Below are 18031 nucleotides of genomic sequence, written 5' to 3' on the forward strand. Positions count from 1 at the left end.
ACTACGCCTGGCCCCGGGATTCCTCAATGGCACGCAGCAGCCCGCCGTCGTCCAGGCCGTCGGTTTCCGCGACCTCGTCGGCGGCGAAGTCCGGAACGCCGGTGGTCCAGGTGTGTGCCTCACGGCGGACAAGCAGGTGGCGTTCGGCGTCGAGGGTCTTGAAGACGAGGTAGGCGGAGCCGCCGGCGTTCTGCTCGACGTGCTGGCGCACCAGGCGCAGCGTCGCCTCGGCGGAGCTGATCGTGGGGTCCTGGGCGAACACGAACCAGGTTCCCAGCAGCCGCGGCTGCAGCATCAGGGCTACCCCCGGAGCCTCGATCAGCACCACATTGTCCATGGCGTCCCCGGTGAGCAGGGACACTTCGGTCCACCGGACGGCCTGGCCGAGGGCCGTTGCCACGGCCGCAGCGACCCCGGTGACTCCGAGGTCGCCGTCGTCATCGGTGGTGGCCATGTCCCGCGCCATCAGGGACGATGCGCCCGCCGTGGACAGCGTGACATCGTCCACCATGTCCTGGGCGCGGAAAACGCTGACCGAGCGGTCCCGGGCGGGACCGTCGAACACGTTGAGCAGGTAGGCGAATTCACCCACGCCAAAGCCGATCACGTCGACGCCGAGGCGCGGCTCCTGCTGTGTCTGATCCTGAACAGTCACGTGAGTCTCCTAATCCCCGAAGCCGAAGAACTTGGACACGGACTTTCCAGCGTCTTTGACGTTATCAGCGGTATCGCTGACGAACTTGCCGGGATCCTTGACGGCGTTGACGATCCCCTCACCGACGTTCTTGCCCACGCTGCTGAAGGTGTCCCAGTTCTCGTAGATGGCAATCCCGACGCTGGCGACCTGGCAGACGGTTCCGGCGGGTGGCGGCAGGAAGCAGCCGACGCCGAGAAGCCCCTTGCCCGCGCTGGCCATACCGCCCTTGATGTCGCCGTCGGCGGAACTGCGCACGGAGTCGACGGCGCTGAAACCGACGCCGGCTTAGCCCAGTCCCCGCGCGAGGCCGGACTTGCCAAGCCACTCGAGTTTGGTGCCGGGACCAAGCCAGGGCTTCTCCGCGAAGACACCCTCGAATTTGCCGAGCGGCCCGATGTACTTGTTCAGGTTTTTCAATGACGCGATGTCTGAGACTTTGTCGATCGCGGCGAACCCGGGACCGCCGATCCGGTGCTTCCCCTGGACGAAGGACTTGATGAAGTCCGCACGCTGGTTCTTCAGCACCCAACCCAGCTGCCCGGCGTGCTTGGCGAGGGTGAGCGGTGCCTTGAGGTACTTCTGGATCGTCATCGCGGCCCGGATACCGCCGATACCGCCAATCAGCGCCCCGCCAATGAGCGCTCCCGCGTTGCTGCCGTTGGCGCCGCCGATTCCGCCGATCCCGCCCGGCCCGCCGCCGGAGCCGGTGGCGGCATTGCTGGCCTTCTCCTGCTGCTCGGCGTGGACCAGCAGGCGCTTGGACTCTTCCTTGAGCGCCAGTGCGGTTTTCTGAATGAGGGCGCGGTGTCTGCCGTTCCATTCGGAGGTGAAACGGGCGCCGTCGGAGCCCTTCCACGAAGTGGTGTTGTTGATAGCGCTGCTCAGCGACGTCGACTGCTGCAACAGCGTCTCCGATGTCTTGCCGAACTGCTGGGCCAACGTGCGCAACTGCGCGACGTCGGCTCCCCACACGTTTCCTGCCATAACCGCCGTTCCCCAATCCGCACATCCGACGGGCGGATGTAGCCCCGGACCAAAACTACCCGGCGGCCGCCCGCACCAACATGGGGTAGACTCCCCATCCTGCCGAAGGCCGGGGCAGCGGCGTGCCGCGAGAGGCTGCTATTTGTCGTCGGGCTCGGCCAGCAGGGCCGATTTCCGTTTCCGCAGCGCGTAGAACGCCCCGAAGGCAAAGGCCTGGGTGACCACCACAAGCACAATCGCGCCGACGATCTTGTTGCCGCCCAGGATCATGGTCAGCCCGACGATCGCGGAGAGCAATGCGAGCAGCGGCAGCAGCATGTAGCCGAGGACAAACAGGGTTTCCGGTTTTTTCAGCATTCCTAGCCCTCCGTCCGGCGCCAGAGGTTGATGCGGTAGCGCGTGCCGTTGTCCGCGGTCAGCCAGCCGTCAGCCGGCAGGCTGGCCCCGGCGGTCCAGTCGTAGCCGAGGTCCGGGGCATAGGTGTCGCCCTCGGCCGTCGTGTCGATCGTGGTGATGACGGCGACGTCGGCGAGATCCATCGACTGCGCGAAGATCTCGCCGCCGCCGATGATCCAGACCACCTCGTGGCCGGGCGCGAACTGGGATTCGAGGAGCGCTTCGTCCAGGGACTTGACCGCGAGGGCGCCGTCCGCTTCCGGCGTTCCGCCCCAGCCTTCCTTGCGGGTGATGACAATGTTGGTCCGGCCCGGCAGGGGTCGGAACTTGTCCGGGAAGGATTCCCAGGTCTTGCGGCCCATGATGACCGGGTGGCCGCCGGTCAGGCGGCTGAAGTGCAGCATGTCTTCCGGCAGCTTCCACGGCATGCCGCCGTCCTTGCCGATGACGCCGGAACTGGTCTGGGCCCACACGACGCCGAGGCCGGTGATGGAAGCGGCCACGTCGTCGGTAAAGCTGATGGCCTGGGCGGCCTGGCTGTCGTCGTTGCTCATACGGCTATGGGGGCCTTAATCGTCGGGTGGTGCCGGTATCCGACTACCTCGAAGTCCTCGAGGGTGTAGTCGAAAATGGAATCCGGCTTGCGGGTGATCTTGAGCTGCGGGTAGTCGTAGGGCTCCCGGGCGAGCTGCTTGAGGACCTGGTCCATGTGGTTGTCATAGATGTGCACGTCGCCGCCGGTCCAGACGAATTCCCCGGGTTCCAGGCCGGTCTGCTGCGCGATCATGCACGTGAGCAGGGCGTAGGACGCGATGTTGAACGGTACGCCCAGGAACGTGTCCGCCGAGCGCTGGTACAGCTGGCAGGACAGCTTGCCGTCGGCCACGTAGAACTGGAAGAAGGCGTGGCACGGCGGCAGGGCCATGTCCTTGAGCTCGGAGACGTTCCAGGCCGAGACAATGTGCCGGCGGGAGTCCGGATTGGACTTGAGGTTCTTGATCAGCTCGGCGATCTGGTCGATGTGGCCGCCGTCGGGGGTGGGCCAGCTGCGCCACTGCACGCCGTAGACCGGGCCGAGCTCGCCGTCCGCGTCGGCCCATTCGTTCCAGATGGTGACGCCTTGGTCCTGCATCCATTTCACGTTCGTGTCCCCGCGCAGGAACCAGAGCAGTTCCACGGCGACGGACTTGAAATGCACGCGTTTGGTGGTGATCAGCGGGAAGCTTTTGCCCAGATCGAAGCGCAGCTGGCGGCCGAACACGCTGAGCGTGCCGGTCCCGGTACGGTCCGATTTGTGTGTGCCGTGTTCCAGCACATCGAGCAGCAGGTCTTCATAGGGCGTTGGAATGATCACCGTCCCAGTCTACTGAGAACTGGCTTTCTCTCCGTATTCGTCTTGCTGGCTGAGCTTGGTGCGCAGGATTGCGAGCAGGGCGTCGTCGTCGAGTCCTGCTTCGCGGCCTGCCCCGATGTAACGCTCGACGGCGGCGATCACCTCCGCGCTCACAGCTGCGGGCATCCTGGCGGGTGCCGTCGGGGCGGGCATCCCGGCGACCACCGTGCCGTTGCGGCGCCGGGTTTCAATCAGCCCTGACTGTTCGAGTTCCTTGTAGGCCCGGGCGACCGTTCCGGCCGCGATGCCGAGATCCGCCGCGAGGCTCCGGACGGTCGGCAGGCGGGTGCCCGGCGCCAGGGCCCCGACGGCGATCAGCGAGGTGATCTGCGCCCGGATCTGTTCGTACGGCGGTGTCGCGGAGTGCAGGTTGACGGAGATTCCGGCTGTCACGCGGAATGCTCTTTGTCCGGTTGCGGAGCCGGCGCGCCCGGCGTCCGGGCCATCATTCGAACGGGTATCACGGCGATGACTGTGGCCGCGGAGCCCAGGACGGCGCCGGCCAGGGACACCTGCCACCAGGACCCGCCGGCGGGGTCGGTTTCCGGGAACGCCGCAGGCCCGAGCACGGCCGCCCAGGCCTGCGTGTGCGTCAGCAACAGGATCGCGGCCTGGGCGGTCAGCGCGGCGGCGAGGGCCCGGACCGTCCGGTGGATGGTGATGGCGCGCAGGGCGGCGTCCATGCCGGCGGGAAGGCCGGGCACGGACTGGCGGAGCCGGGCGGCCAGGAACGCCGGCAGCGAGATCACGCCAATACCGGCCGTGAGCAGCGCCGGGGGAATCCAGTCCGGCTCCCCGCCGAGCCGGGCCTGCCCCTGCGCGGTGAAGACGAGGACCACCACGAACACAAGCAGCGCCAGGACTGCCGTGGTCAGCAGGGCGGGTCCCACAGGCTGCCGGGGCCAGCTGCGTGGCTCCTCCGGCGTCCCGTAGTTGCGCTGCAGGAGCAGTTCGCCGGCGGCGATCACAAGCAACACGAGTCCGGCCATCAGGGCCACAACGCCGGCCAGCCCGAGGCCGGCCGCGGCCATCAGGACGGGGGACAGGAACACGCCCGCCACCAGGGGCGCAGCAGCCGCAAGGCCCAGCAGTGCGCCGAGCGAGGAGACCAGCCGTACCGCCGGGTGCTGCCTGCCCACGGCGAGCCCGGACTCCGGCCGGTTCCGGGCGCCCAGCCCGGCGGCCGCAATCCGCGGCGGACGCCACCACCACATGGCGAGGAGGACGGCGGTCCCGGCTATGCCGGCCGGGTTGGTCCACGACGTCGTCTCCGACGACGGATCGGGACGGGACGCGAAGTTGCCGGCGATGACGCCGAGGCCGGCGGCCACCGTGGAGACGGTGCGCAGCAGCCGGTTCATCGCGATGGTGCGCAGCGCCGCGTTGTCGGCGGCGTCGAGCGATTCCAGCTGGCGCCGGCGCGAGATCAGCCACAACACCAGGCACGTCCCGGCGGCCAGCACCAGCAGGGCACCGCCGAGCCAGCCCGCCATCTCGGCTCCGGGGATGCGGCCGTCGCGGCCACCGCTCTGGTAGTAGTTGTACGGACCGTCCTGGCGGTTGACCGGGGCGACGGACGCGAATCCGGGCAGGGCGGCGGTCCACGCGATGCAGGCTCCGGCCGCCGCGAAAATGATCGCTGTAAGCAGGGCCAGCCTGCGCGGCAGGAAGTCCCGGATGCGCCGCACCGACAGCACGGCCTGCCGCCGCAGGCGCCGTGGCCCGGGGTAACTGATCTGGCCCAGGGCGTGCACCCCGAGGCACCCCAGCACAGGCCAGGCCAGGGCCGGGAAAATCTGCGCGGCACTGGTCAGGGCGGGTCCGGGGTAGGGGGAGGCCGGGATGATGCCCAGGGTCATCGCACCCTGGAGGGAACTCGCCAGCCAGCCGATAACGCCCACCCACAGCGCATGCTCGGACACCGTGGCCGGGGACGTCCCCGTGCGGGGAGCCCAGATGACCCAGCGCAGCACGACGTACACGGCGACGGCGGCGAGCAACGGACCGAGCAGCAGCATCGGCGGGACGTTGAACTGGACCGGCATGAAACCCCCAAAGATCCTGCGGCAATGTATCAAGTACTTGATACAAAGTATGGCGCGCAGGGCCGCGGGGTCAAGGCCCGCAGGCCTCAGTCGTCGAAGGGCCTGAACCGCTCGACGGCAACCACCTTGATCTTGTTGCCGTGCGCCACGTGGCACACGAGGATCTCACCCGGGGCCAGGAACGGGTCGGCGGACGGCAGCAGGTCCCGGAGCCGGGAGCTCATGTGTTTCTCGAGCTGCTTGAGGACGGTCGGCAGCGCGGGGCGGTGCGTGCACAGGGCCACGGGCCGCTGCTTCTCGAAGAGCGCCTCGACGACGGCGGCCGTCTTGTGCGGGCTGCGGCCGTGCCGGTGTTCGGTGAGCGACTCGTTGAGTTTCACCTTGGCGTCGGCGGCCTTGGCGTACGGCGCGATGGTGGCCACGCACCGCAGCCAGGGGCTCGAGACGATGCGCGCAGGCTTCCAGGCCTGCAGGAGCCGTCCCACGGCCTGGGCCTGGCGCAGGCCGGTGGCGGCCAGCGGTCGGTCGCCTTCGGCCTTGGTCCAGGAGGAACGCGGCTTGGCCTTGGCATGGCGCACCACAATCAGCGGCCACGTCGTCAGTTCGCCGCGGCCATGGGCGGCCACCAGGTGTTCGAGCGGGCTAACATCGCTGGGGTTGCTCAGCAGGCCTGCAGCGCGCTCCGGGGAGCACCACATCACGCTGTCCACTTCCTTGCCGTCCGGCACGATCATGGCGCCGTCGACGTCGACGGCCCAGTAGTGGACCACCTTCAGCCCGGCGGGCACGTGGTAGTGGATGGGAGGCAGCGGGATTCCCAGCGGGGCGCTGAGCCCGATTTCCTCTTCCACCTCGCGGCTGGCGCACTCCGGCACCGTCTCGCCGGGGTCGATCTTGCCCTTGGGCCAGGACCAGTCGTCATACCGCGGACGGTGGATCAGCAGGACTTCGAGCTGGTCCTTCGCCGCCGAATTGAGCCGCCAGGGGATGGCGCCGGCCGCGGTGACCGCAATCGCTTCGCCCGGGTGGTCGGTCTGGTCCGCAACAAGGGCGTCACTGCTCACACTCACAGCCCCTACCGAAGGCCGGCCGCGCGTTGCCGCGAGCGGGATGCAAGCAGCCAGGACTGGACGTCGTTCAGATTCTGGCCGTCCTCGGTCAGATGGTGGCGCGCCCACTCCCCGCTGCTGTCCAGGTGCCAGCTGGCGGTACCCGGATCCATGTAGCGGCGGAGCATGTCCAGGACATATGTGGTGTCGTCCCCGCTGCTGAGCTGCACGAGGGCCTCCACCCGGCGGTCGAGGTTGCGGTGCATCATGTCGGCCGAGCCGATGTAAACCACCGGATCGCCGGCGTTGGCGAACGCGAAGACGCGGGAGTGTTCCAGGAACCGGCCCAGGACGGAGCGGACCGTGATGTTCTCGCTCAGGCCGGGAACGCCCGGGCGCAGCGAGCAGATGCCGCGGACAATGACGTCCACGGGCACGCTGGCCTGGGAGGCGCGGTACAGGGAATCAATGATGGCTTCGTCCACCATCGAGTTGACCTTGATCTGGACCCGGGCCGGGAGGCCCGCCTTGGCATTGCGGATTTCGGTTTCGATCCGGTCAATGAGGCCGGACCGTACCGAGCGGGGTGCCACCAGGAGCCGCTTGAACGTGGATTTGGGCGCATAGCCGGAAAGCTGGTTGAAGAGTTTGGAAAGGTCCTCGCCCACCTGCTCGTTGGCCGTCAGCAGGCCCAGGTCCTCGTAGTACCGGGCCGTGCGCGGGTGGTAGTTGCCGGTGCCGATGTGGCAGTAGCGGCGCAGGCCGTCCACTTCCTGGCGCACCACGAGGGACAGCTTGCAGTGCGTCTTGAGGCCGACGATGCCGTAGACCACATGCACGCCGGCCTGCTCCAGCTTCCGGGCCCACGAGATGTTGGCCTGTTCGTCGAAGCGGGCCTTGATTTCCACCAGCGCCAGGACCTGCTTGCCGGCCTCGGCGGCGTCGATCAGTGCATCGACGATGGGGGAATCGCCCGAGGTCCGGTACAGGGTCTGCTTGATCGCCTGGACCTTCGGGTCCGAGGCGGCCTGCTCCAGGAACGCCTGGACGGAGGTGGAGAAGGAATCGTACGGGTGGTGCAGGAGGATGTCCCGGCGCCGCATGGCCGCGAAGACGTTGGCCGCCTTGGAGGTCTCCGATTCGTTGAGGTACCGGGAGGTGTGCGGAACGTGTTTCGGGTAGTGCAGGTCCGCCCGGTCGATTCCGGCAATGACGGAGAGTCCACGCAGGTCCAGCGGGGCCGGTACCGAGTAGACCTCGGATTCCTCGACGCCCAGTTCGCGGATCAGCAGGGCCCGGATGTTCGGGTTGATGTCGTTGGTGACCTCGAGGCGGACGGGAGGGCCGAAGCGGCGGCGCAAGAGTTCCTTCTCCAGCGCCTGCAGCAGGTTCTCGGCGTCGTCCTCTTCCACTTCGACGTCTTCGTTGCGGGTGACGCGGAAGATGTGGTGCTCCAGGACCTCCATGCCGGCGAACAGCTGGTCCAGGTGGACGGCGATGACTTCCTCGAGCGCGATGAACCGCGCCACCCGTCCCGGGATGGACCCTGCGCGGGGGCCGTCGATGGAGATCAGCCGGGGGAGCTGGTCCGGGACCTTGACGCGGGCGAAGAGTTCCTTGTCGCTGACCGGGTTGCGGACCACCACGGCGAGGTTGAGGGAGAGCCCGGAAATGTAGGGGAACGGGTGGGCCGGGTCAACGGCCAGCGGCGTCAGGATCGGGAAGACCTTCTCGGCGAACATGGCGCTGAGCTGGTCCTGGGCCTGGGAATCCAGCTCTTCCCAGTGCATGAGATGGATGTGCTCGTAGGCCAGGGCCGGGCGGATCTGTTCCGCGTAGACGCGGGCGTGGCGCTGCTGCAGCCGGTGGGCGGCCTCGCCGATCTGTTCCAGGACCTGCACGGGGCTGAGCCCGGCGGGGGAGGGCACGGCGAGCCCGGTGGCGATCCGGCGCTTGAGCCCGGCGACCCGGACCATAAAGAACTCGTCCAGGTTCGAGGCGAAGATGGACAGGAAACCGACCCGCTCCAGCAGGTAGAGGTTCGGGTCCTCGGCCAGCTCCAGGACACGGGAGTTGAAGGCGAGCCAGCTCAGTTCACGGTCCAGGAAGCGGTCCGGGCTGATTTCGCCTTCCGGTTCAAGGTTCGGCGCGAACTCGGGGATGTCGATCCGGTCCTGGGTGGCGCGTGAGGCCGGAACTTCGGAGGATCCGAAGCGGGCACGGACGGGTCGCGCCCCTTTTTCCGGGGTAGCGGTGTCAGCCGTGGCGGTCCGGGCAGATTCCCGTTGCATGGTCTCTCCTAATGCTGGCGCGATTTAGCTTCAACCTTACAAGCATTCACTTTCCGCCGAGCCTAGATTTCGGGCCCGCCGGGTTCCATGTCCGCCGACTGGATAAACGGCTGCCCCGACGGTAGGGCCGGTGCGTCCTAGCGCCCGTCCAGCGGCGCGTACATCACGTCGACGTCCCAGCGGGTGAAGCCAAGCCGCCGGTACAGCGCAACGGCCGGGATGTTGTCCGCGTCGACGTAGAGCATGACGGCGTGCAGCCCCTCGTGCTGGAGGTGCCGGATTCCGGCGACGGTCAGCGCCTTGCCGAGCCCGGTTCCCTGCGCGTCCGGGGTGACGCCGACGACGTAGACCTCGCCGATCGCGGGGTGCCCGCCGTGCCGGGGGTGCACCTTGGTCCAGTGGAAGCCGAGGAGCTTCCCCCCGGCGTCCACGGCCAGCAGGAAGCCGGCGGGGTCGAACCACGGCTCGGCCATCCGGGCATCCAGGTCACCGCGCGTCACGTTGCCCTGCTCCGCGTGGTGCGCGAACGCGGCCTTGTTCGCCGCGAGCCAGGCGTCCTCATCCTGGCCCGGAACGAAGCCGCGCAGCGTGACGCCTTCCGGCAGGCCGACGTCGGGCAGTTCCGCCGCCGCAGTGGTGAGCCGCATCTTCCACAGTTCACGGACCGGGCCGTAACCGTAGCGCGCCGCGAGCTCGGCTGCTGCCTCATGGTTGCCGTGCGACCATGCCTTGAGGCCGGCGAAGCCGCGGATGCTCCGGAGTTCTCCCACCAGCCGGTCCGCCACGCCCTGGTTGCGGTAGCTCGGGTGGACGGCGACTTCCAGCACCCCGGTGCCGTCCGGCTCCTCGACCACGACGGCGAAGCCCGCCAGATCCTGCCCGCCCGCAGGATCGGATTTTTCATCGGGGCAGTACAGGGCGAGCGTCAGCACGGAATGCTCGGGATTGTCGGCACGGAGCGTCACCAGCGTTTGTTCGGACAGCGGCGGATTGCCGTCGGATTCCTCCGCGGCCGCCGCGAGGGCTTTGACGTCCTTGAGGAGCCGCTCCTCCGCGGCCCCCTTGGCAGCGAGTACGGGCCAGGTTTCCGGATGCGCAGGACTCATGGTGCAAGGCTATACGCTGGTGCCGCGGCGGGGTCGGTTTTGAAGTTTGCGGCCCTGTTACGTATAGTCGTTAACTCATCCGGCGGTCCGCTTCACAAAGAGCCGGTCCGGATGCGAGGGGGATCCACCACTGGGGTGGCCTCGATACGTTCGACCCGTATGTCCTCCACTGGAAAAATGCATAAGGAAAGCCCCGGACTCCCGAGTCCGGGGCTTTCCTTATGTCTGGTGACCAGTCCGGCGGACCGGCCCGGCTTGTGCCTAGGCTTCGCTCAGTTCCTCTTCAGGATGGCGGACCAGGGTCAGGCGGTAGCCGACATTGCGGACCGTGCTGATGAGGTTCTCGTGGTCGGCGCCGAGCTTTGCCCGGAGGCGCCGGACATGGACGTCCACCGTGCGGGTGCCGCCGTAGTAGTCGTAGCCCCACACTTCGGTCAGCAGCTGCTGCCGGGTGAAGACGCGGCCCGGGTGCTGGGCGAGGTACTTGAGCAGCTCGAATTCCTTGAACGTCAGGTTGAGCGCCGCCCCGTTGACCCGGGCGGTGTAGCTGGCCTCATCGATCACGACGCCGGCGGCCCGGATCTCGGTCGGGGCATCGTCCTTGTCCGGTACGGCGCGTGCGACGCCCAGGCGGATGCGGGCTTCCACCTCGGCCGGTCCGGCGGATTCCAGCAGGATGTCGTCCACCGCCCACGCGGAGGACACGGCCGCCATGCCGCCCTCCGTGAGGATCAGCATCAGCGGTGCACTCAGGCCTGTGGCCTTGAGCAGCTGGGTGAGGGCGCGGGCGCCGACCAGGTCCTTGCGGGCGTCCAGCAGGACGATGTCGCAGGGGTCGGTATCCAGCAGGGCGGTGGGTTCAGCCGGAAGGATGTGTACGCGGTGGTTCAACAGTTCCAGCGCAGGCAGGACGTCCACCGATGAGCCGGTGCTGTTCGTCAGTAGCAGGATGTGCGACATGGTTCCTCCAAGGGGTGTCCGCGCATCGTTGGGCGTCTGTAGCTGAGACTGAGTATACCCAACGGCCCCTTCGTGGACATGGTTCCTTCATCCGGGGCGGGTCCCCTTGCGACATAAAACGTTCACATAAGGCAGGATTGATCCGTCAGGGCCGCAGGCCTGCAGTAGCCGATCAGGTCGAATTGGGGTCCGCAGTGAGCGAAGGTATCAATTGATGGCGGGTATTCAGTGAATCCGTGGAGCATAGGCATCATCGGCCTCGCCGGTCTGGCCGCCATCATCGGCGGCTCCTTCTCCTCGCCTGAGGCCCTGCTCGCCGTCGCATCGCTCACCGCCCTCGGCGTCGGCGTCGGCTGGCCGCACTTCCTGGGCATCCCCGCCAGGAAGACCCTGGCCGTCCTGATCGGGCTGCCGGGTGTGGGGTCCGCGGTGGCGGCCACCTATCTTCCCGCTCCCGGTTTCCTGGACTGGACACCGTCCTTCATGGCCGCCGGCGTGATGGCCATCTTCGTGATGCAGCTGCTCCGCGGCACCGGCCAGGCCCAGCGCCTTGAATCCACCCTCGGCTCCTGCGCCGGCGTCATGTTGTCCTGCCTCGGAGCCGGCTGGATCGCGTGCTCCCGCTTCAACGGGGTCCGGGAGATGCTCCTGGTCGCGGCCATCAGTGCGGCCATCGCGCTCATGGCCGGCCTGATCCGCTGGCCGGACCGGATCGTCGCGCCGCTCGGCATCATCGGCGCCGGCCTGGCCGGCCCGCTTGCCGGACTGGTGTTTTCCGACATTGCCGTCCTGCCGGCGGCCCTCGTCGGCGTCGTTGTGGGATCCGTGCTGGTGAGCTTCCGCCGCCTGGTGATCCTCCGCGGCGGACCACTCAGCCTAGCCGCGGCCCTGGGGATGGGCCTGGGCCCGGTCTCCGCCGTAGGCTCGCTGGCCTACTTCATAGACAAACTACTCATCTACTAACGCGTTAGGATGGCATCATGTCCGTACTTGCATTTGAGATCTTCTTCCTTGTTCTGCTTGGCATCGCCAGCCTTTCCATGGCCTGGTTCGCCGGCTTTGTGGTGTACCGCCTCTTCAAGGGCCAGAAGTAGACAGCCAGAAGCTAATACCTGTCCAGAACACGTAGTTTCCAGAGGTAGTTGCTGTGCCGATTGAAATACCTACAGATTTGACGCCCGAAATCGTGCCGCTTTCCTGGCTCATTGGCGAGTGGGAGGGTCCCGGACGCCTGGGCGCCGGGGACGAGGATTCCGGGCACTTCCTGCAGCACGTCTCGTTCACCCACAACGGCCTGCCGTACCTGCAGTACCGTGCCGAGAGTTGGCTGACCGACGACGAGGGCACCAAGCTGCGTCCGCTGACGGTCGAAACCGGTTTCTGGGCCCTTGAGCGCAAGCAGCGGGACGAAGACGTCGGGCCGGGCCTGGTTCCGGGCGACATCGTCCCGGTCCTCAAGAGCGCCGATGAGGTCGAGGCGCTGCGCAACAGCGACGGCGGCTTCGACATCTCGGTCTCCGTTTCCCACCCCGGCGGGATCTCCGAGCTGTACTACGGCCAGATCAAAGGACCCCAGATCCAGCTCAGCACCGACATGGTGATGCGGGGGAGCCACTCCAAGGAATACACTGCCGCCACCAGGATCTTCGGACTCGTGGACGGACGGCTGATGTGGCGCTGGGATGTGGCAACCGGCAAGGGTTCGACGCCGGGCGGCGGGCTTGAGGCCCACGCCTCTGCCATCCTCGCCAAAGTCGGCTGACAGCTCTTCGGGCCCGGGTGCGAGGCTCACTGATTCCGTGGTCCGCAGCGAACGCAGGGAGCAACACAGTGACTGAAGCAGGAGCCACCCCGGTGGATAAGAAAAGCTACAGCGACCTCAAGGCCGTGTACTTCAACGGCACGCTCAAGAAGTCGCCAGAGACCTCCAATACGCAGGGCCTGATCGACGTCAGCCGCCGGATCATGGAGAAGCAGGGCGTCGCCACCCGGGTGGTCCGCACGGTGGATCATGACATCGCCAGCGGCGTGTATCCGGACATGCGCGAGCACGGCTGGCGGATCGATGAATGGCCGGAGCTGTATCCCGCCGTCCTGGAAGCGGACATCGTGATCATCGCCGGACCGATCTGGCTGGGCGACAACTCCTCGGAGACCAAGAAACTCATCGAACGCCTTTATGCGCATTCGGGCCAGCTGAACGGGAAGGGCCAGTGGGCCTTCTATCCCAAGGTGGGCGGTTGCCTTATCACCGGCAACGAGGACGGCATCAAGCACTGCGCCATGAACGTCCTCTACAGCCTCCAGCACATCGGCTTCACCATCCCGCCGCAGGCCGATGCCGGCTGGATCGGTGCCGTCGGTCCCGGGCCCAGCTACCTCGACGACGGCTCGGGCGGCCCCGAAAGCGACTTCACCAACCGCAATACCACCTTCATGACGTGGAACCTGCTGCACCTGGCCCGGACGCTCAAGGACGCCGGCGGAATCCCCGCCTACGGCAACCTGCCCGAGGCCTGGAAAGCCGGCACCAGGTTCGACTTCGAAAATCCGGAATACCGCTAGGCCTTGAGGACTTCTACTTCATATGAATACTAAGAGCCCACTGTTGTCGCGCCCGGGCGCAGTCGAAGCCGGCGGCGCGGACGCCGGCATCGCCTCGCACTACGGCGAGCCGCTGCGCGAGCAGCGGGCGCTGGCTGCGGGCACCGCCGTCGTCGATCTCTCCCAGCGCGGGGTGGTTACGGTCACCGGACCGGACCGGCTGAGCTGGCTCAACACCTTGTCCTCCCAGCAGCTCACCAGCCTGGCCCCGGGCCAGTCGACCGAACTGCTGCTGCTCAGCGTGCAGGGCAGGATCGAGTTCGACGCGAGGGTGGTGGACGATGGCGCGACCACCTGGCTGATCGTGGAAGCCGCCGAGGCCGGCCCGCTCGCCGAATGGCTCAACAGGATGAAGTTCATGCTCCGGGTCGAGATCGCCGACGTGTCGGCGGACTGGGCCGTGCTCGGCTCCACCCGGCGCATCCCGGAGTGGTCCGCGCTGCAGGTGTGGGAAGATCCCTGGCCGCACGTCGGTGCCGGCGGCTACTCCTACGCCGTGGTGGGTGAGGACGCGCATCCCGGCCTGGAACGGCCATGGTTCGAGTACCTTGTCCCGGACGGAGAACTCGAAGCCACCATCGGTGAGCGTCAGCTGGCCGGCGTCTGGGCCGCGGAGGCCCTGCGCATCGCCGCGTGGCGGCCGCGCTGGGGCGCCGAAACCGACGACAAGACCATCCCGCACGAACTGGATCTGCTGCGCACCGCCGTGCACCTGAACAAGGGCTGCTACAAGGGGCAGGAAACCGTCGCGCGCGTCCACAACCTCGGCCATCCGCCGCGCCGGCTCGTGTTCCTGCAGCTCGACGGCTCGCAGCACACCATGCCGGCCGTCGGCAGCGAGGTCCGGGTGGGCGACCGCAGGGTCGGCACCGTGACGTCGGTGGCACAGCACTACGAGATGGGCCCGGTGGCACTCGCGGTCATCAAGCGCTCGGTGGCGCCCGGCGAGGTACTCACCGTCCTGGACGGCGAGGAGCCGTACACCGCGGCGCAGGAGGTCATTGTGGCCCCGGACGCCGGACAGGTCGTGGGACGCCAAACAGGATTCCTGAAGGGGACACGATGACCAGCGATAACGCCGTGCCGGATGACGAGACGCTCGCCCTGGCCCATGCGCTCTTCGACGCGGCGCGGGAAGGGAACACCGCCCTGCTCGGCAGCTACCTGGCGGCCGGGGCGCCGGCGGTCCTGACCAACGCGGCGGGGGACTCCCTGCTGATGCTTGCTGCGTATCACGGCCATGCCGAGACGGTCCGGCTGATCCTGCAGCACGGCGGCGAGGCCGATGCGGCCAACGACCGCGGCCAGACGCCACTCGCCGGGGCCGTCTTCAAGGGGTACGCCGACGTCGTGCAGGTGCTCGTGGAGGCCGGGGCCGACCCCGACGCCGGCACGCCCTCGGCGCGGGCGGCTGCGCAGATGTTCGCGCGCGCCGACCTCCTCGCCCTGCTCGGCTGAGCCGCGCTGCGGTGCTCCGGGCCGCCTTGCGCCGTGATACTCCATGTGGAATAGTTCTAGTGGAATAGTCTTCGTTTGACGTAGGACGCAGCATCAAAAAGGAGACTGCCTCATGGCCCGAGCCACGCCGCTGACGCCTTTGGGTGTCGCCGCGCTCTCCCTCCTGGTCGAGGAACCCATGCATCCCTATGAGATGTATCAGCTCCTGATGGCCCGGCATGAAGACCGGCTGGTGAAGGTCCGCCCCGGTACGCTCTATCACGCCGTCGGCCGGCTCGAGGAGCAGGGCCTGGTCGCCGCGACGGGCACGGACCGCGAGGGCAACCGCCCGGAACGGACCACCTACGAGATCTCCGGAGCGGGTAGGGACGCCCTGACCCAGAGGCTCCAGGACATGCTGGCCAGCCCGGTGAACGAGTACCCCGCGTTCCCGCTGGCCATCTCGGAGGCCTACAACCTGCCGGCCGGCGTCGTGATCGACCTTCTGGACCGCCGGCTCCAGGCCCTGCAGGAGCAGTGCGACTTCCTCGTCGCCGCTGAGGGCCGGGTCCGGGCAAAGGGCGTCGAGCGCAAGTATTGGATCGACATGGAGTACCAGCAGACCGTGCTGCGCGCAGAGATCTGCTGGATCCGGGGCCTGCAGGACCAGCTCGGCAACGGCCAGCTGCCCTGGTAGCCGCCCTCCGGAAGCGGCTCCGCTTCCGCCTTATCAACCAACCGACCAGCATCTAAGGAACCCCATGGAAAACGTAGCCAGGCCATGGCCGGCACTATGGTCCCTCGTGATCGGATTCTTTATGATCCTGATCGACACCACCATTGTTTCGGTGGCAAACCCCCGGATCATGGAGGGACTCAACGCTGACATCAACGCGGTGATCTGGGTGACCAGCGCCTATCTGTTGGCCTATGCCGTCCCGCTGCTCATCACCGGCCGGCTCGGTGACCGGTTCGGCCCCAAGAAGCTGTACCTGACCGGTCTTGTCGTGTTCACCCTCGCCTCGCTCTGGTGCGGCCTCTCGGGCGACGTCCAGATGCTGATTGCGGCACGCGTGGTCCAGGGCTTTGGCGCGGCGATGATGACACCGCAGACCATGGCCGTCATCACCCGCATCTTCCCGCCGGACCGTCGCGGCGCCGCGATGGGCATCTGGGGCGCCACAGCCGGCGTCGCCACCCTCGTGGGACCGATCCTCGGCGGTGTCCTGGTGGACGGGCTGGGCTGGGAATGGATCTTCTTCATCAACGTGCCGGTGGGCATCGCCGGCTTCATCCTCGCGCTGCGGTTTGTGCCTTCCCTCACCACCCACCCGCACAAGTTCGACATCCCCGGCGTGCTGCTCAGCGCCGTCGGGCTCTTCCTGCTGGTGTTCGGCATCCAGGAGGGCGAGACCTACAACTGGGGGACCATCACCGGGCCGGTCACGGTCTGGGGACTCATCATCGCCGGGATCGTCGTCCTTGCCGCGTTCGTCGTGTGGCAGCGGGTGAGCCGCAAATTCAATGACAGCGAGCCCCTGCTGCCGCTGTCTCTCTTCAAGGACCGCAACTTCTCCCTTGCCAACATCGGCATCACCACGGTCGGGTTCACGGTCACGGCCTTCAGCCTGCCGCTGATCTTCTACTACCAGATTGTCCGCGGCCTGACGCCGACGCAGTCTGCGCTCATGATGGTCCCGATGGCGCTGATCTCGGGCGGTCTGGCCCCCGTGGTGGGCAAGATCATCGATCGGGTCAACCCGAAATACATCACCGCGTCCGGCCTGCTCCTGATGGCGGTGGCGCTGTTCTGGAACGCTTCCCTGATGCACCCGGACACCCCCCTCTGGCTGTTCCTGCTCCCGAGTGCCGTGCTCGGTTTCGCCAACGCGGGGATCTGGGCGCCGTTGAGCACCACGGCAACCCGGAACCTGCCGCCGCGGCAGGCCGGGGCCGGCTCCGGGGTGTACAACACCACCCGCCAGATCGGCGCGGTCCTTGGCAGCGCCGCCATCGCGGTGCTCATCCAGGCCCGGCTCGCGGCGGAACTTCCGGCAGCGCCGGGCGGGTCCGGGGAAGCCAGCCCGATGTCCTTTGGCGGCGCCCTGCCCGATGCCCTGCATGAGGGCTTCTCGACGGCGATGGGGCAGTCCATCCTGCTGCCGGCCGTAGTCATCCTGCTGGGCGCAGCGGTGGTGCTGTTCTTCGCCAAACCCCAGCCTGTCCAGGGCTGGGGTGCTGCCCCCGGTTCCGCGCCGGCGGAGGCACCAGCCGGCGTGCAGAGCCCGGCACAGCCGCGCTGACGCCAGCCGGCATCCGGATCAGCCCAGCAACACGCTGGTCTGGATGCCGCCGGCGGCGAAGCCCAGGCTCCGGGCGATGGCCAGCGAGCCCTTGTTGCTGACGTCGGAGCGCCACTGGAGCGTCAGGCCCGAGGTGAGCGCCTCGTGGGAGGCGATGGAGGCGGCCAGCGAGCCCAGGCCCCGGCGGCGCCACTCGGGATCCACCAGGACCCCGAGGTCGGCGAGGATGCCCTCCCACTCCGAATACGCCCCGCATGCCACGGGAACGGAGCGGCCGGCGTCGTCGCGCATGATCGTGTAGCGGTGCGGCAGCCCGGAGAGCCGGACCTCGTTGACGTCGTCCGGCGGGCAGCGGCCCTCCAGTTCCACGGCTTCCGGGTTTCCATGGGCGACCTTAAGCTCCTCGGCAGGCTGCAGCAGGGGCAACTCGTCCGCGAAGAACAGGGCTGCCGCGCCCATGCCGTGGCCGCCGTGCGGACGGGTAATGGTGAGCAGGGTGACGTGCTGGGCCAGCTCCTCGTCGGAAATCCCGACGGCGGCATCGAGGACCCGCTGCGGACCCACCAAAGCGGAGGTGCCGAACAGGCGGACGAAATCGACCGTCCGGCGGGACTCATCCGCCCGGGTGAGCCGTTCGCCGGCCGAGGCAGCGAACTCGGCGTCGTCGAACCCCAAGTGGCGCGCCCACGCGAGCTGGATGATGTCTGCGGAACCGGGCTCAAGACTCATGACTCAACCCTACCTACCGGCGGCCGCACTCCGGCCC

20 protein-coding genes are annotated in these 18031 nt (G+C 67.6%); 7 read left to right on the top strand and 13 right to left on the bottom strand.

Features of this window, described 5'->3' with window-relative positions:
- Nucleotide 1 precedes the first annotated feature (1 nt).
- The 12 genes from ABIB51_RS00100 to ABIB51_RS00155 all read right to left on the bottom strand — a co-directional run bounded on the left by ABIB51_RS00100 (nucleotide 2) and on the right by ABIB51_RS00155 (nucleotide 10921).
- The gene (locus ABIB51_RS00100; RefSeq protein WP_354184531.1) at nucleotides 2–655 is read right to left on the bottom strand and encodes a hypothetical protein; all 654 of its coding nucleotides are present in this window, start codon (nucleotides 653–655) and stop codon (nucleotides 2–4) included.
- A 9-nt stretch (nucleotides 656–664) separates the two neighbouring features.
- Nucleotides 665–952 carry a hypothetical protein gene (locus ABIB51_RS00105; RefSeq protein WP_354184532.1) on the bottom strand — a complete coding sequence of 96 codons (288 nt, stop codon included), beginning with the start codon at nucleotides 950–952 and terminating at the stop codon, nucleotides 665–667.
- Between the two features lie 30 nt (nucleotides 953–982).
- The gene (locus tag ABIB51_RS00110) at nucleotides 983–1681 is read right to left on the bottom strand and encodes a WXG100 family type VII secretion target (protein ID WP_354184533.1); all 699 of its coding nucleotides are present in this window, start codon (nucleotides 1679–1681) and stop codon (nucleotides 983–985) included.
- Nucleotides 1682–1819: 138 nt separating this feature from the next.
- A complete protein-coding gene (locus ABIB51_RS00115; protein WP_354184534.1) occupies nucleotides 1820–2038 on the bottom strand; it encodes an NF038396 family protein in 219 nt (72 codons plus the stop codon).
- 2 nt (nucleotides 2039–2040) lie between these two features.
- Entirely contained in the window at nucleotides 2041–2631 is a 591-nt protein-coding gene (locus ABIB51_RS00120; RefSeq protein WP_354184535.1) for a dihydrofolate reductase, read from the bottom strand.
- Nucleotides 2628–3431 carry a thymidylate synthase gene (locus ABIB51_RS00125; protein ID WP_354184536.1) on the bottom strand — a complete coding sequence of 268 codons (804 nt, stop codon included), beginning with the start codon at nucleotides 3429–3431 and terminating at the stop codon, nucleotides 2628–2630. The genes ABIB51_RS00120 and ABIB51_RS00125 overlap by 4 nt, the downstream gene beginning before the upstream one ends.
- Before the next feature lie 9 nt (nucleotides 3432–3440).
- Nucleotides 3441–3863 carry a GntR family transcriptional regulator gene (locus ABIB51_RS00130; RefSeq protein ID WP_354184537.1) on the bottom strand — a complete coding sequence of 141 codons (423 nt, stop codon included), beginning with the start codon at nucleotides 3861–3863 and terminating at the stop codon, nucleotides 3441–3443.
- Nucleotides 3860–5515 carry a hypothetical protein gene (locus ABIB51_RS00135; protein WP_354184538.1) on the bottom strand — a complete coding sequence of 552 codons (1656 nt, stop codon included), beginning with the start codon at nucleotides 5513–5515 and terminating at the stop codon, nucleotides 3860–3862. Before ABIB51_RS00135 ends, ABIB51_RS00130 begins: the two co-directional genes overlap by 4 nt.
- An 86-nt stretch (nucleotides 5516–5601) precedes the next feature.
- Nucleotides 5602–6579 carry an NUDIX hydrolase gene (locus ABIB51_RS00140; RefSeq protein WP_354184539.1) on the bottom strand — a complete coding sequence of 326 codons (978 nt, stop codon included), beginning with the start codon at nucleotides 6577–6579 and terminating at the stop codon, nucleotides 5602–5604.
- Nucleotides 6580–6590: 11 nt separating this feature from the next.
- Nucleotides 6591–8855: an RNA degradosome polyphosphate kinase gene (locus ABIB51_RS00145; protein WP_354184540.1), complete on the bottom strand. Its 2265-nt coding sequence runs from the start codon at nucleotides 8853–8855 to the stop codon at nucleotides 6591–6593.
- A 137-nt stretch (nucleotides 8856–8992) separates the two neighbouring features.
- Nucleotides 8993–9961: a mycothiol synthase gene (mshD, locus tag ABIB51_RS00150; protein WP_354184541.1), complete on the bottom strand. Its 969-nt coding sequence runs from the start codon at nucleotides 9959–9961 to the stop codon at nucleotides 8993–8995.
- A gap of 261 nt (nucleotides 9962–10222) precedes the next feature.
- Complete coding sequence (locus tag ABIB51_RS00155) at nucleotides 10223–10921, bottom strand: winged helix-turn-helix transcriptional regulator (RefSeq protein ID WP_354184542.1); 699 nt, start codon at nucleotides 10919–10921, stop codon at nucleotides 10223–10225.
- Nucleotides 10922–11149: 228 nt separating this feature from the next.
- On the opposite strand from ABIB51_RS00155, the gene ABIB51_RS00160 reads away from it, so the two are divergent.
- The 7 genes from ABIB51_RS00160 to ABIB51_RS00190 all read left to right on the top strand — a co-directional run bounded on the left by ABIB51_RS00160 (nucleotide 11150) and on the right by ABIB51_RS00190 (nucleotide 17265).
- Nucleotides 11150–11884 (top strand): permease, encoded by a 735-nt coding sequence (locus tag ABIB51_RS00160; RefSeq protein WP_354184543.1) that lies wholly within the window; start codon nucleotides 11150–11152, stop codon nucleotides 11882–11884.
- Nucleotides 11885–12068: 184 nt separating this feature from the next.
- Nucleotides 12069–12683, top strand: a complete 615-nt coding sequence (locus ABIB51_RS00165; protein WP_354184544.1) for a nitrobindin family protein — start codon at nucleotides 12069–12071, stop codon at nucleotides 12681–12683.
- 68 nt (nucleotides 12684–12751) lie between these two features.
- Nucleotides 12752–13486 (top strand): flavodoxin family protein, encoded by a 735-nt coding sequence (locus ABIB51_RS00170; protein ID WP_354184545.1) that lies wholly within the window; start codon nucleotides 12752–12754, stop codon nucleotides 13484–13486.
- Between the two features lie 22 nt (nucleotides 13487–13508).
- On the top strand, nucleotides 13509–14591 hold the full coding sequence (gene ygfZ / locus ABIB51_RS00175; protein ID WP_354184546.1) for a CAF17-like 4Fe-4S cluster assembly/insertion protein YgfZ: 1083 nt from the start codon (nucleotides 13509–13511) through the stop codon (nucleotides 14589–14591).
- Complete coding sequence (locus ABIB51_RS00180; RefSeq protein ID WP_354184547.1) at nucleotides 14588–14983, top strand: ankyrin repeat domain-containing protein; 396 nt, start codon at nucleotides 14588–14590, stop codon at nucleotides 14981–14983. The genes ygfZ and ABIB51_RS00180 overlap by 4 nt, the downstream gene beginning before the upstream one ends.
- A 112-nt stretch (nucleotides 14984–15095) precedes the next feature.
- Complete coding sequence (locus ABIB51_RS00185) at nucleotides 15096–15659, top strand: PadR family transcriptional regulator (RefSeq protein WP_354184548.1); 564 nt, start codon at nucleotides 15096–15098, stop codon at nucleotides 15657–15659.
- Between the two features lie 64 nt (nucleotides 15660–15723).
- The gene (locus ABIB51_RS00190) at nucleotides 15724–17265 is read left to right on the top strand and encodes a DHA2 family efflux MFS transporter permease subunit (RefSeq protein WP_354184549.1); all 1542 of its coding nucleotides are present in this window, start codon (nucleotides 15724–15726) and stop codon (nucleotides 17263–17265) included.
- An 18-nt stretch (nucleotides 17266–17283) separates the two neighbouring features.
- On the opposite strand, the gene ABIB51_RS00195 is transcribed toward ABIB51_RS00190, so the two are convergent.
- Nucleotides 17284–17994 carry a GNAT family N-acetyltransferase gene (locus tag ABIB51_RS00195; protein WP_354184550.1) on the bottom strand — a complete coding sequence of 237 codons (711 nt, stop codon included), beginning with the start codon at nucleotides 17992–17994 and terminating at the stop codon, nucleotides 17284–17286.
- Between the last annotated feature and the right edge of the window lie 37 nt (nucleotides 17995–18031).

This window comes from Arthrobacter sp. UYCu712 (assembly GCF_040547005.1).
Classification (GTDB): Bacteria; Actinomycetota; Actinomycetes; order Actinomycetales; family Micrococcaceae; genus Arthrobacter.